The sequence below is a fragment of the Caryophanon latum genome (assembly GCF_001700325.1).
Lineage (GTDB): Bacteria > Bacillota > Bacilli > Bacillales_A > Planococcaceae > Caryophanon > Caryophanon latum.
Genome location: NZ_MATO01000066.1, coordinates 26,169 through 39,554, shown reverse-complemented (window position 1 = coordinate 39,554; position 13,386 = coordinate 26,169). Strand labels below are relative to the sequence as shown.

The 13,386-nt window shown below is 41.9% G+C and carries 14 protein-coding genes and 2 riboswitches; of the genes, 10 read left to right on the top strand and 4 right to left on the bottom strand.

What is annotated here, in order from left to right:
- Positions 1–574: 574 nt before the first annotated feature.
- Positions 575–1,819 carry an RNA-guided endonuclease TnpB family protein gene (locus A6K76_RS14515; protein WP_083995479.1) on the bottom strand — a complete coding sequence of 415 codons (1,245 nt, stop codon included), beginning with the start codon at positions 1,817–1,819 and terminating at the stop codon, positions 575–577.
- Between the two features lie 135 nt (positions 1,820–1,954).
- A complete protein-coding gene (tnpA, locus tag A6K76_RS14510; RefSeq protein WP_066466316.1) occupies positions 1,955–2,353 on the bottom strand; it encodes an IS200/IS605 family transposase in 399 nt (132 codons plus the stop codon).
- Positions 2,354–2,732: 379 nt separating this feature from the next.
- Here tnpA and A6K76_RS14505 point away from each other — a divergent pair, with 379 nt between their 5' ends.
- The 7 genes from A6K76_RS14505 to gcvPB all read left to right on the top strand — a co-directional run bounded on the left by A6K76_RS14505 (position 2,733) and on the right by gcvPB (position 9,938).
- Entirely contained in the window at positions 2,733–3,686 is a 954-nt protein-coding gene (locus A6K76_RS14505) for a DNA cytosine methyltransferase (protein WP_083995478.1), read from the top strand.
- Positions 3,653–4,261, top strand: coding sequence for a PDDEXK family nuclease (locus A6K76_RS14500; protein ID WP_083995477.1), 609 nt, complete (start codon positions 3,653–3,655; stop codon positions 4,259–4,261). Before A6K76_RS14505 ends, A6K76_RS14500 begins: the two co-directional genes overlap by 34 nt.
- 379 nt (positions 4,262–4,640) lie before the next feature.
- Positions 4,641–4,916, top strand: a complete 276-nt coding sequence (locus A6K76_RS14495; RefSeq protein WP_066466315.1) for a competence type IV pilus minor pilin ComGF — start codon at positions 4,641–4,643, stop codon at positions 4,914–4,916.
- Between the two features lie 198 nt (positions 4,917–5,114).
- Positions 5,115–5,642, top strand: coding sequence for a shikimate kinase (locus A6K76_RS14485; protein WP_066466317.1), 528 nt, complete (start codon positions 5,115–5,117; stop codon positions 5,640–5,642).
- Positions 5,643–5,758: 116 nt separating this feature from the next.
- Positions 5,759–5,853: riboswitch (glycine riboswitch) on the top strand.
- A 3-nt stretch (positions 5,854–5,856) separates the two neighbouring features.
- A riboswitch (glycine riboswitch) is annotated at positions 5,857–5,941 on the top strand.
- Between the two features lie 63 nt (positions 5,942–6,004).
- On the top strand, positions 6,005–7,096 hold the full coding sequence (gene gcvT / locus A6K76_RS14480; protein ID WP_083995480.1) for a glycine cleavage system aminomethyltransferase GcvT: 1,092 nt from the start codon (positions 6,005–6,007) through the stop codon (positions 7,094–7,096).
- A 27-nt stretch (positions 7,097–7,123) separates the two neighbouring features.
- A complete protein-coding gene (gene gcvPA, locus A6K76_RS14475) occupies positions 7,124–8,467 on the top strand; it encodes an aminomethyl-transferring glycine dehydrogenase subunit GcvPA (RefSeq protein WP_066466312.1) in 1,344 nt (447 codons plus the stop codon).
- On the top strand, positions 8,460–9,938 hold the full coding sequence (gene gcvPB, locus A6K76_RS14470; RefSeq protein ID WP_066466311.1) for an aminomethyl-transferring glycine dehydrogenase subunit GcvPB: 1,479 nt from the start codon (positions 8,460–8,462) through the stop codon (positions 9,936–9,938). Before gcvPA ends, gcvPB begins: the two co-directional genes overlap by 8 nt.
- An 86-nt stretch (positions 9,939–10,024) precedes the next feature.
- On the opposite strand, the gene A6K76_RS14465 is transcribed toward gcvPB, so the two are convergent.
- Positions 10,025–10,408: a rhodanese-like domain-containing protein gene (locus A6K76_RS14465; protein WP_066466310.1), complete on the bottom strand. Its 384-nt coding sequence runs from the start codon at positions 10,406–10,408 to the stop codon at positions 10,025–10,027.
- A gap of 106 nt (positions 10,409–10,514) precedes the next feature.
- On the opposite strand from A6K76_RS14465, the gene A6K76_RS14460 reads away from it, so the two are divergent.
- The gene (locus tag A6K76_RS14460; protein ID WP_066466309.1) at positions 10,515–11,348 is read left to right on the top strand and encodes a lipoate--protein ligase family protein; all 834 of its coding nucleotides are present in this window, start codon (positions 10,515–10,517) and stop codon (positions 11,346–11,348) included.
- Between the two features lie 67 nt (positions 11,349–11,415).
- Entirely contained in the window at positions 11,416–11,796 is a 381-nt protein-coding gene (locus tag A6K76_RS14455) for a DUF4181 domain-containing protein (RefSeq protein WP_066466308.1), read from the top strand.
- A gap of 38 nt (positions 11,797–11,834) precedes the next feature.
- Here A6K76_RS14455 and A6K76_RS14450 read toward each other — a convergent pair whose 3' ends face one another.
- Complete coding sequence (locus A6K76_RS14450) at positions 11,835–12,770, bottom strand: DUF1385 domain-containing protein (protein ID WP_066466307.1); 936 nt, start codon at positions 12,768–12,770, stop codon at positions 11,835–11,837.
- Positions 12,771–12,955: 185 nt separating this feature from the next.
- On the opposite strand from A6K76_RS14450, the gene aroQ reads away from it, so the two are divergent.
- A complete protein-coding gene (gene aroQ / locus A6K76_RS14445; protein WP_066466306.1) occupies positions 12,956–13,384 on the top strand; it encodes a type II 3-dehydroquinate dehydratase in 429 nt (142 codons plus the stop codon).
- The last annotated feature ends 2 nt before the right edge of the window (positions 13,385–13,386 follow it).

Genomic DNA, 13,386 nt, shown 5'->3' with positions numbered 1-13,386 from the left:
TTCATTTTGAAGAAATGAATCGAATGGGTAAACTTGATGGCTATGGGGGCTGTCCGATAAGTGATCTTTGGGCAGCTTTTCTTTGTGTCAAAAAATAATACTTTGTTTTTTTTCGTATCATATGTTTACACAAAGAGATTTTTACAAAATTAAAGGGCTGCGCTAAAGTCGAATTTGACTTTTAGGGCAGCCCTATTTTTTGTTTACAGATATCTTATTAACTCGTTTTATATTTTGTGTTTCGCAATTTAATAACGGTACTTTTGCCATATGAAAGATAGCGTAACATTAGATTAAAGTCTACCTATCAATTGTGATTCTAGCTCAAATAGCATTGTATGGAATATTAATGAAACATGATTTGGTTGATGCGTTAGCACACGTTGATGCTAAGAAAAATTATGTGTTTCCAATGAAGAAGCAATTGCATTATGAACTTCTCACGACTAAAGTCGCGAGTTTCGAAAAATCGACACCCGTGATGGTTCGTCTGTGAGATTCCTGCTTCAACGGATTCGTAACCTCCTCCTCCACAGGCATATACCGTCGTTCCAACGGCAGAAGCGTCTGTTAGTTACGTATGACGCAAAATGCGAATGCCTTCCTGTTTAATATTGATGGCGGCATTCTGATCGCGGTCATGCTCCGCACCGCACGCACCACATACCCATATCCGGTCCGAAAGTGTCAACCCTGTTTCTTTTTCTCCGCAACCATGACACGTTTTAGAAGATGCGAAGAAACGTCCCACAGAAACGATTTTTTTATTCGCCCATTCCGCTTTATACGTTAAAAAGGTAACGAATGTTGACCAACCAACATCTAAAATACTTTGTGCTAAGCGTTTGTTTTTTACCATCCCTTTTACATTCAAGTTCTCTAAAGCAATCACTTGGTTTTCGTTGATTAACTTACGCGATTGTTGATGTAAAAAGTCTTTTCGACAATTTGCCACACGCATATGATACTTCGCTAATTTTTTTTGTTGCTTGCGATAGTTTGCAGAACCTTTAACCATTCTACTTAACTTTCGCTGTTCTTTTTTCAATCGATCTATATATTTTTTCAAGTGACGAGGATTTTCTATTTTGACTCCGTTGGAATCGATATAAAAGTGAGAAAGTCCTAAGTCGATGCCTAACACATGCTGCTCCTCTACTGCTGACCAATCCACTGTTGGCGGTAACGCAATCGTTTCCTCGATAGTGAGCGCAATATGAATCGTCCCATTGCTCTGTAGGGACACCGTAGCGCGTTTTATATGACGAGCAAACACGTCTGTCTCCATGTGCGCCCACTGTTTTTTTGAAAAACGTACTTTAACCCAACCGATTTTCGGTAGCTTTACTTGTCTCTTCTCAACATCGAGTTGAATGTTGTTGTTTGTGAATTTCGTTGTGTAACTTTGACGCGAAGTATGTTTTGACTTGAAACGCGGAAATCCATTTTGTTTTTCGAAGAAATTTTTAAACGCTGCTTCTACTTGTTCAATACCGGTTTCCAAAGCGAATTTATCCATATCCTTCATCCATTTAAATAATTCATGGTCTTTTAACACGTTGAGTGATTGTTTAAAACGCGCACCCGAAAGCGTTTCGCCTGTGTTGTCATACACTTCTTTTCGTTCCGCTAAATAAAAGTTATACGCAAAACGATTCGCACCAGCGAATTTTTTCATTAAATCTTCTTGATATAAAGTCGGGAAAGCACGTAATTTCAAACCGTACAACTTCAATTTTTTACCGTCTATCGCTAAGTCTTTATTTTTTTCTTTAACTGTTTTACGTTTCTTTTTTTGTTTTTCAATTACTGTCTCCACGACATTCACCTCAATTCGTCATTTTTTGGGTCTTCCAATTTTACGTTCTTCCGTTTGTTGATTCTCGATATATCGTTTGATTTGTTCTGCTGTAGGAAGAAGACGAAACTGATACGCTTCATACTGTTTGTCACTTCACTTCTTGCCTTGATTTTCGATATACGTTTTTACCACGTCAATTGTGGAATCACCAGTAGTCAATAAACAAAAACTACGTGACCAAAACATTTCTTGCCACAGTTTTTGTTTGATTTCAGGAAACTCTTTTTTGATTAATCGCGAACTCGCACTTTTATACGCATTGATGAACTTTGATAGTTCTGAATTTGGATGAGCTTTGAATATTATCTGTACATGATCGATATCATGATTCCATTCAAGCAGCTCGATATTATAATTTTCACCTAACCGAACAAACATCTCTTTTGCATATTCGGATAGCGATTGGTCAAATACATGTTTTCGATATCTCACCACTAGTACAAGGTGGTAATGAAGTGAGAACACTGAATGATTATTACTGTCTAATTTCATTGATACACCAACTTATTTTGTAATTACTACTGATTTTAACGGAAACAAAAGAAAAAATAAAGGCTTTTTATTTGGAAAAATCAAAGTTTATCTTTCACCTATCATGGGGCTTAGTCTGTAACATGTTTGAGCAAGGAGAATTATTTAGAGGGAATATTGAAGTCACTCTAAATATTTATTACTGTTTTACAATAATTTTTAAGATACATATTACATTTCGAGTTTGTGACGCTTATTTATAATGCTTGCTGTAATGGCTGTTTGTGCCTCTAACTGAAATAAGTGTAATGGTAAATAGTTACATGAAGATAAAAAATTCCGGTATACCGGAATTTTTGTTATAATTAATATTATTTTTATAAAGAACGAGGTATGAAGTATGAATAAATTAAAATTCATAGATTTATTTGCGGGTATAGGTGGAATTAGATTAGGTTTTCAAGATAAAAATACTGAATGTGTTTTTAGTAGCGAATGGGATAAATTTTCACAAAAAACTTATGAAGCTAATTTTGGAGAAATTCCGCACGGTGACATTACACAAATAGAAGCGAAAGATATTCCACAACATGATATCTTATTAGCAGGATTCCCATGCCAACCTTTTAGTAAAATTGGTAAACGAGAAGGTTTTAAAAATGCTACACAAGGTACTTTGTTTTTTGATGTGGTCCGTATTTTAGACTATCATAAACCATCTGCATTCTTATTAGAGAATGTAACCGGTATTTTAAGTGATGACGGTGGAAAAACAATTCAAGTCATTATGGGGGCACTTGATGAATTAGGTTACGATGCTAGTTACGAAATTTTGAATTCAGCTGCTTTTGGTTTAGCACAAAATCGTAGACGAGTTATTTTTGTAGGATTTTTAAAAGAATTGAATGTTGATTTTCAATACCCTGTAGGAAGTGAGAAGAAAGTTCCAATTTCTGATATACTGGAGTTTGGAGTAGAAGGTTATGGGATTTCAGAGCATTTACAGCAAGCATATTTATTTAAAAAAGACGACGGTAAGCCACAAGTTGTAGATCGTAACAGTACGGTACAGGCGAATACATTGGTAGCAAGTTATCATAAAATACAGCGTATAACAGGTACTTTTGTTAAGGACGGTTCAACCGGTTTACGTTTATTATCTAAAAATGAGTGTCTGAAATTACAAGGATTTCCTTTAGACTTTATTATTCCTGTTTCAAGAACGCAAATGTATAGACAGTTGGGTAATAGTGTTTCAATTCCCGTTGTAAAAGCAGTTGCTGATGAAATGAAGAAAATATTAAGGGAGAAGATGAAGGAGTGCGAAAATCAACAACTGGCATTACAAATTTAGAAATTACTAAAGATTTATTTGATACTTTGCCTATCGATGATAAACTATCACCATCAAAATTCATAAACATATACTGGGATCTGTATGTGAATCGTTATGAAAGTAGTAATTCAATGAATGGTACAATCTTTGAAAATTTAGTTATTATTGCATTAGGCAGAGCTGGTATCGAAAATATTTATTTTCAAACTGAATTAACATATGTGCCTTCAGCGATTTTTGATGTATTTTTGTATCATCCAGAAGGCTCATATGCTTTATCAATTAAGACGACTTTACGTGAACGTTGGAAACAAGCGGATTTAGAGGCTTTAGCAATTAAACAAGTACATAAAGACGTTCAATGTTTTGTAGTTACACTTTCAAAAAGTGAAGTAGGAGCTAGACGTAAAAGGGATAACTTGTATGCGGGTTTAGATGGCTTTGTTTTAGCTAATAGTGAAGAATTCGATAACTTAGTTGCTGAATTAATTACTAAACAGTTTCAAGTAGCAGGCAGTGTACCAATTGTTAAAACAAGTGATAGAAGATATGATGCTCAAAAATTCTTATCTAATTTTGATTTGAAAATTTAGTATACTTAATCCTGAATTATTCATGACTAACTAAATTCAGACTCATTTTGATTTTCTCATCACGTACATCTAAATGATAATTAGAAAAAGGGAGTACTCTAAAATTAAATTTGATTTTAGAGTACTCCTTTTATATTTTTAAATAAACAAGCAGGTTCATTTTACTAACTTACTCTATAGATTATTTGGCAAGTATATTCTGTGGTTATATCTCTAGAACGATAAAAGTAAATATATTTAATTAAACTTTTCAGGCTGGAGTTGATGGTAGAATTATCTGACAATCCTTTTATTTCTTTTGAATTCCATATGTCGTAGCGATTTTTGATTTTTGAAACGGATTGATAATATGGGTTATTAAAAAGATTATCTAAAGCGAATGATTGATGCGCACGATCGACCGTTTCGAGTTGTGCGCAATCATACGTTAGAGCGCATGATTTTAGATGAGCATGGAAAGGAAGTGGAGGAGCAATTTGATGTCGTCAAGTCGAGCAACTACATACGTCGAAGCATGAATACGGGAAACGAGCCGCTTCTATACGGTGTAAGCAATATGTACGTAGCAATTGAAGGAAATACGTTGCGGCTGCAGGCGACGTTTGTAGATGGCGATGTAAAGGAGCGAACATTTCATGTACCGATTGAAAAGTGAGCGAGGTGTTTTATTGATCGTGTCGTTGTTTATATTGTTTTTGACGACGACATACGGTGCAGGGTTTCTTCTTGCCTATGAAGCACAAATCCAAACGTATAAGTCATTGGAATTCATGAAACTTCGTGTTACGATGGAGATAATCAACAGTTATCGAAATATGTAACTTTGTCAGGAAGTCATGAAGAAGGTGAAGAAATGCGTAAAATTTACTTAGTAGGCTTTATGGGCTGTGGAAAAAGTATGATTGGACGACGATTAAGCTATTACTTGAAATTACCGTATTACGATATGGATAGTGAAATCGTAAGACAGCAAGGGATGTCGATTCCTGAAATTTTTGAAAAGTACGGTGAGGAGCGTTTTCGTGAAATCGAGACTGAGTTTTTACGTACGTTCCGAGATGAGCGCTGTATTATTGCGACTGGTGGCGGCGTTGCGATGAAGGAGGAAAATCGAAAAATTATGCGTCGGACAGGCTTAGTGTTCTTTTTAGACGCTACATTTCACGATATTTACTCGCGCATTCGCCACGATCAAAACCGTCCGATTGTACAACGCTCAACACGCGAGGAGCTAGAGGCGCTGTACAATAGCCGTCGAAAATCATACAAAGAAAGTGCGCATATTAACGTGCTGACTGAAAAACGCACAGTGCGACAAATTGTCGAATATATTGGCTTCCAAGTGACACGTTTAAAAGGGGATAGTCCGAAACGTTCGTAACAAGTGAAAAGAATAAAAATTTTCTAAGAATTGCAAAAAATAATTGCCCGAATCGTTTGACGATGATACGATAGACGCAAGTAACGTATATGTATTATTTGAAACATCATTCGCGGATGAAAATATGGGGAGAGCACGCATTAGGCGTCGCCGAAGGAGCAAGTAGTGAAACATCTATGAATCTCTCAGGCAAACAGACTCATATTGGACGCAACTCTGGAGAGCGTCACGTAGGTGGCCACCGACGGGGAAAGCTTCAATTATGGCGAGAAGTGATACTTTCAGGTGCAAGGACAGAGAATCTCATACAAGGGATTCTTCTGTCCTTTTTTTGTACATATACAGCTGATGAAAGAGGAGGAATCGTATTGTTAAAACGTACACCATTATTTGATGCTTATGCTACATATGGCGCAAAAACGATTGATTTTGGCGGCTGGGAGCTACCTGTACAATTTTCATCGATTAAAGAAGAACATGAAGCGGTGCGTACGAAAGCCGGCTTATTCGACGTATCGCACATGGGTGAAATTTTTGTCGAAGGTGTAGAGGCAACAGCGTATTTACAGCACTTACTTAGCAACGACATTTCAAAAATTGCGATCAATCAAGCGCAGTACAACGCGATGCTGTATGCAGAAGGCGGCGTTGTCGATGATTTACTCGTATACAAGCTAGACGAATCCCGTTATTTATTATGCGTGAATGCTGCAAACATCGAAAAAGACTTTGACTGGATGAACGCGCAAGCAGCAAACTTCGATGTAACGATTACGAATGAATCAGCAAACTATGCACAAATTGCACTGCAAGGACCGCTCGCGCAAGATGTATTACAGCGCTTTACCGAAACGGATTTACAAACGATTCGCTATTTCCGCTTCGAGCAAAACGTTGACGTCGCTGGGCAAAGCGTTTTAGTATCGCGCTCAGGCTACACAGGGGAAGACGGCTTTGAGCTATACGGCACACCGGAGGCAATTACAACACTTTGGCATAAGCTATTAGCCGAAGACGAAGTGTCACCGACTGGGCTTGGCGCGCGCGATACATTGCGCTTTGAAGCATGCTTACCGCTTTACGGGCAGGAGCTATCAACAGACATTTCACCACTGGAAGCAGGCATTGGCTTTGCGGTGAAGCTAAATAAAGACGACTTTATCGGCAAGGATGCGCTTGTGACGCAAAAAGAAGCGGGCTTAACGCGTAAAATTGTCGGCATTGAAATGATCGATAAAGGCATTCCGCGTCACGGCTATGAAGTGTACGTCGGTGATACGTTAATCGGTATCGTTACGACGGGTACACAATCACCGATGACGAAGCGCAACATCGGCTTAGCGTTACTCAACGTTAATTACACAGCGATTGGGACAGAAGTTGAAGTCGCGATTCGTCAAAAGCGCGTGAAGGCACAAGTAGTCGCAACACCGTTTTATACGCGTGCAAAATAATTTATTGTGAAAAGAGGGCTTATACAGATGAAGCATCGTTATTTACCTATGACGGAACAAGATAAGCAAGAAATGTTAGACGTAATCGGTGTACAAGCGGTAGATGAGCTGTTTGCCGACATTCCAGAAAGCGTGCGATTTAGCGGCGACTACAAGCTAAAGCAAGCAAAGTCAGAAGCCGCGTTAATGAAGGAGCTATCGCAACTTGCCGCGAAAAATAGCGACACGCAAGCAAACGTATCCTTCCTCGGTGCAGGTGTTTATAACCATTACAAGCCAGTCATCGTCGACCACGTCATTTCACGTTCAGAATTTTATACAGCGTACACACCGTATCAGCCAGAAATTTCGCAAGGGGAGCTTCAAGCGATTTTTGAGTTCCAAACGATGATTGCTGAGCTAACAGGCATGGACGTCGCGAACTCATCAATGTATGACGGCGGTACATCTTTAGCGGAAGCGGCGATGCTTGCGGCAGGGCATACGAAACGCAAAAAAATCGTCATTTCTTCTACTGTGCACCCAGAATATCGCGACGTTGTAAAAACGTACGCGTATGGGCAATCAGTGGACGTCATTGAAGTGCCAGCAGTAGACGGGCAAACGGATTTAGCAGCATTAAAAGAGCTTGCACAAGATGCGGCTGCGGTCATCGTACAATATCCGAACTTCTTCGGACAAATCGAGGACATTCAAGCAGCGGGCGACATCATTCATGAGCTAGGTGGTTTATTCGTCGTATCGGCGAACCCACTTGCGCTCGGCGTGTTAACACCACCAGGTAAGCTAGGGGCTGACATTACAGTTGGGGATGCGCAGCCGTTCGGTATTGCGGAAGCGTTCGGCGGACCACATTGCGGTTATTTTGCCGTAACGAACAAGCTTGTGCGTAAAGTTCCAGGGCGTTTAGTCGGCGAAACGGTGGACGGAGAAGGGCGCCGCGGCTACGTATTAACATTGCAAGCACGCGAGCAGCACATTCGCCGTGACAAAGCGACGTCAAACATTTGCTCAAACCAAGCGTTACTTGCACTTGCTGCATCAGTGGCGATGACAGCACTCGGCAAGCAAGGCATTCAAGAAGTTGCTAAACAAAACATCGTGAAGACGCGCTATGCGAAAAATGCGTTTGAAAAAGCAGGCTTTACAGTGCCATTCCAAGGGGCGCACTTTAACGAAATCGTCGTGAACGTAAACGGTTCGGTGAAGGAAGTAAACGCGGCACTACTGCAAAAAGGAATGATCGGTGGCTTTGATTTAGGTCGCGCGTATAAAGAGTTAGAAGGTCACGTATTGCTTGCGGTGACGGAGCTGCGTACGAAGGAAGAAATTGATGCACTTGTTGCGGAGATGGGGGCTATTTATGCATAACGAAAACCAACCACTTATTTTCGAATTAACACGTGAAGGGCGTGTCGGCTACAACTTAGAGCCGCTTGACGTTGAAGATTACGACGTAGCTGATTTATTACCAGCAGGCTATGCGCGTGAGGAAGCGGCGGAGCTACCAGAAGTGTCAGAGCTAGACATTATGCGTCACTATACAGCGCTATCTCGTCGTAACCACGGCGTAGATTCAGGCTTTTATCCACTCGGCTCATGTACGATGAAATACAATCCGAAAATTAACGAAGCGGTCGCGCGTTTTGCAGGCTTTGCGCACGTTCACCCACTGCAAGACGAGGAAACGGTGCAAGGGGCGATGGAGCTACTGTATGATTTACAAACGTCGCTCGTTGAAATTACAGGCATGGACGAAGTAACGTTACAGCCAGCAGCAGGAGCACACGGTGAATGGACGGCGCTTATGATGATTCGCGCATTCCATGAGGCAAACGGCGAAGGGCACCGCAACAAAGTGATCGTACCGGATTCAGCGCACGGTACGAACCCAGCATCTGCAACGGTTGCGGGGTATGAGACGATTACGGTGAAATCAAACGAGGATGGTCTTGTTGACTTAGAGGACTTAAAGCGCGTACTCGGTGACGATACAGCAGCACTCATGCTCACAAACCCGAACACGCTCGGCTTATTTGAAGAAAATATTTTAGATATGGCGGCGCTCGTGCATGAAGTCGGCGGCAAAGTGTATTACGACGGGGCGAACTTAAATGCGGTAATGGCAAAGGCGCGTCCTGGCGACATGGGCTTTGACTGCGTGCATTTAAACTTGCATAAAACGTTCACAGGTCCACACGGTGGCGGCGGTCCAGGTTCAGGTCCAGTCGGCGTGAAAAAGGAGCTCATTCCGTTTTTACCGAAGCCAGTGCTCGTGAAACAAGAGGACGGCACATTCCACTTCGATTACGATCGTCCGCAATCAATCGGTCGCGTAAAGCCATACTACGGCAACTTCGGCATTAACGTGCGCGCGTACACATACATTCGCACGATGGGTCCAGACGGCTTAAAGGCAGTGACAGAATATGCGGTGCTAAATGCGAACTACATGATGCGTCGTCTAGAGGAGCATTACGACTTACCGTTTGATCGTCATTGTAAGCACGAGTTCGTTTTATCGGGTCGTCGCCAAAAGAAACTCGGCGTGCGTACGCTTGATATTGCGAAGCGTCTATTAGACTTTGGCTACCACCCGCCGACAGTGTACTTCCCGTTAAACGTCGAGGAGGCCATTATGATTGAGCCGACTGAAACGGAATCGAAGGAAACACTTGATGCGTTTTGCGAAGCGATGATTCAAATTGCAAAAGAAGCAGAGGAAACGCCAGAGAAAGTACAAGATGCACCGCATACGACGGTCGTGACGCGCTTAGATGAAACGCGTGCAGCACGTAAGCCAGTACTGCGCTACACGAAGCCTGAAGCGGTAACACAGTAGTACGTGCGGAAGGCTCTCCAATGCGGAGGGTCTTCTTTTCACGTAAAAAAACAGCGACGTGTATGAAACACGCGCTGCTTTTACGGTTAGTTTTTCGATTTAATTTTACCTGTCCATTTGCGGAAACCGCCGTCAAGCTGATAAATTTTGTCGTAGCCGCGCTTTTTTAAGAAAAGAGCAGCACGTGCGCTACGGCTTGAATTTTGGCAGTATAAATATACTGGTAAATCTGGACGAATTTCTTTATGGCGCTGACGAATTTGTGTCATCGGAATGTTACGAGCACCTAAAATATGTCCGCCATCGAATTCTTTTGGCTCGCGTAAATCGATCAGTTGCGCTTTACGGTAGCCTTCTTTAAATTGTTCTTCTGTTAATGGTGTGACTGCTTTTTTAAGCTTGCTTGCATTATAAAAAATATATAGTGCAATAACAACAATTAAACCGATTAGTACATAGACAATTGTCATGGTTACATGACCCCTTTCTTTCTGTATACCATATTATAAAAGATAGGGTCGTTTTCGTCCAATAGTCGACGATAAAATTTCAATAAATCTTTTATAGGGAGATAGTATGATGGAAAAATGGTATTTTATGAATTCAGGTAAGTGTCGAGGGTCGTATAACATGGCGATGGACGAGGCGCTTTTAACATTTCATAGCGAGGGGCAAATTCCACCTGTCATTCGTTTTTATGAATGGGCAGAGCCGACGTTATCAATCGGCTACTTCCAAACAGCTGCACGCGACATTAACTTAGAAGCGGTGCAAGCACAAGGCATCGATTTCGTGCGCAGACCGACTGGAGGACGTGCCGTGCTGCATGAGCATGAGCTAACGTATAGCGTCATCGTGTCAGAGGAGCACCCAGACATGCCAAAAAACGTCACAGAAGCGTACCGCGTTATTAGTGAAGGCATTTTAAGCGGATTTCATGAGCTTGGCATGGAGGCGTACTTTAGTGTACCAGAAAGCAAAGAGCAGCTTGATGACTTAAAGAAACCAAAAAGCGCCGTATGCTTCGATGCGCCGAGCTGGTACGAGTTAGTCGTGGAAGGGAAAAAAGTAGCAGGCAGTGCGCAGACGCGTCAAAAGGGCGTTATTTTACAGCACGGTGCTATTTTACTCGATGTGGACATTGATAAGCTGTTATCGGTGTTTAAATTCGAATCAGACGAGCAAAAGGCCATCATGCGCGATAAGCTCGTGCAAAAGGCCGTGGCGATCAACGACTTAACGGACGCACATATTACAGCAGCGCAAGCAACAGAGGCATTTCGACGTGGGTTTGAGCAAAGTTTACAAATTGAGCTCGTACCGTATGAGCTAACGAGCGAGCAGCTACAAATCGTCGAGGAAATTGAGCGCACGAAATATGCGACTGATGAGTGGAATTTCAGAAGATAGCCGTTTTGTTGCATAGCGGAAATACTTCTTTGTATAATGGAAGTATTTCAATTAAAGGAACGATTTTATGGAACTGTTTATCGTGTTATTTATGATGATCATTCATCAATGGCTCATCATCCCGATCATTAAGCGGAAAGTTGGCTACGAGCGACCAGATGAGCCGACGATTTTTTACGCGTACAAAACGAAATGGCAGCTGCCAGCCGAACTTGGCATCGTCGTGCTCGCAGTGGCGGCGGTCGCATTATTTACGTCAACGCTTGGCATTTGGTCGGTGCTATTTATTCCAGTGGCGATGAGCGGCATTTTAGCGCTGCGAGGCGTCCTTGAGAAAAAGTATGAGCCGTATATGAAACATTACGTCATCTCATTTATTCAAGCGTCGGTGTTACTGAGCGCATTTATTAGTTTAATTGTATATGCGTGGGTAATGAACGGCGTATAAAAAAACGAACGACACGTTAATTCGCGTCGTTCGTTTTTTTATGCTTGGTATAACTCGTTTGCGCTTGCTGGTTCTTTTTCAACTTCTAACAGCTTGTTAAACGATGCAATCGCCACTTCGACTTGATCGTCTTTTGGTTCCTTCGTCGTCAGTAGCTGTAGCCAAAGACCAGGGTAACCTAAGTAGCGCAGCACCGGCACGTTACGCACCGCATTTGTCGCCTGCAACACTTCAAACGACACGCCGATGACAACCGGAATGAGTAAAATGCGGTTGACAACGCGCAGCCAAAGGGGATCTGTCGGCACTAAAAAGTAAATGAACATGCCGACGATGACGGTAAATAAAATGAAGCTTGAGCCGCAGCGGTAATGTAGGCGCGACTGTGCTTGTACGTTTTGCACTGTAATTGGCAAGCCCGCTTCGTAGCAGTTAATGACTTTATGCTCAGCGCCGTGATACTCGAATACGCGGCGAATGAGCGGCGTCAGTGAAAGTAAATATAAGTACGATAGCAATAAAATTAACTTAAAGAAGCTTTCGAGTAAAATTTGCTCGGTTTTGCCAGGAAATACAGGCGAAAATGCTTCGGCAATAAACATCGGCACGAGCGTAAAAATGAATTTACTAAAAAGGAATGACAGCACACCGATGACCGCGACGCCTAAAATCATTTGCATTTTCGACATCGATTCCTCTTGCTCGGCTTCTGTGCCAGGGTCGACGTCGTAGCGATCGCTCGCAAACTGCATGTGACGTGAGCCCATGCCTGCAGATTCAATGAGTGCGACAAGCCCGCGCACAAATGGGATTTTTTTTAGCTTTTGAAATAGTGGCTTTTGCTTTTTCTCGTAGTAGCAAAATTCAATCGAGTCGTCGTTGCGGCGAATCGCGGTTACAGTGTGCTGCTTCCCGCCGAACATGACGCCCTCAATTTGTGCTTGACCACCGTAGTTTGGACCTTCCTTACTCACGTGTACATCACTTTCTTTCCGAAAAATTTCAATCTGTACTAATAGTATACTGAAAAAAAGTTGAAAGCTCTACTGCACGCACATATAAATGAGATGTTTTCTCAAAAGAAGTAGACGTTTTGAAGGGGCGCAACGTTTCACAATATGGTAAAATAAACACAAATGGAGTGAAGGGAAGAGAAGTTGTGAAGATTATGTGTTTAAATGGCCCGAACTTAAATCGTTTAGGCAAGCGTGAGCCGGAAATTTACGGTTCAGAGACGTTACAAGATGTGGAGAATAAGCTCGTTGCATTAGCGGAGACGCTCGGTGCTACAGTTGATTTCCGTCAATCAAATCATGAGGGAGAGCTAGTCGATTGGATTCATGAAGCAGAAGATGCAGCATTCGATGCGATCATCATTAATCCAGCGGCGTATACACATACATCGGTTGCGCTTCGTGATGCACTTGGTGGTATTTCGGTGCCAGCAATTGAAGTGCACATTTCAAACATCCATAAGCGTGAAGCATTCCGTCATCATTCATATTTAGCGCCGGTTTGCGTCGGTCAAATTTGTGGGCTAGGCACAACAGGATACGAAATGGCATTGCGTTATTTCACGCAACGATAAGA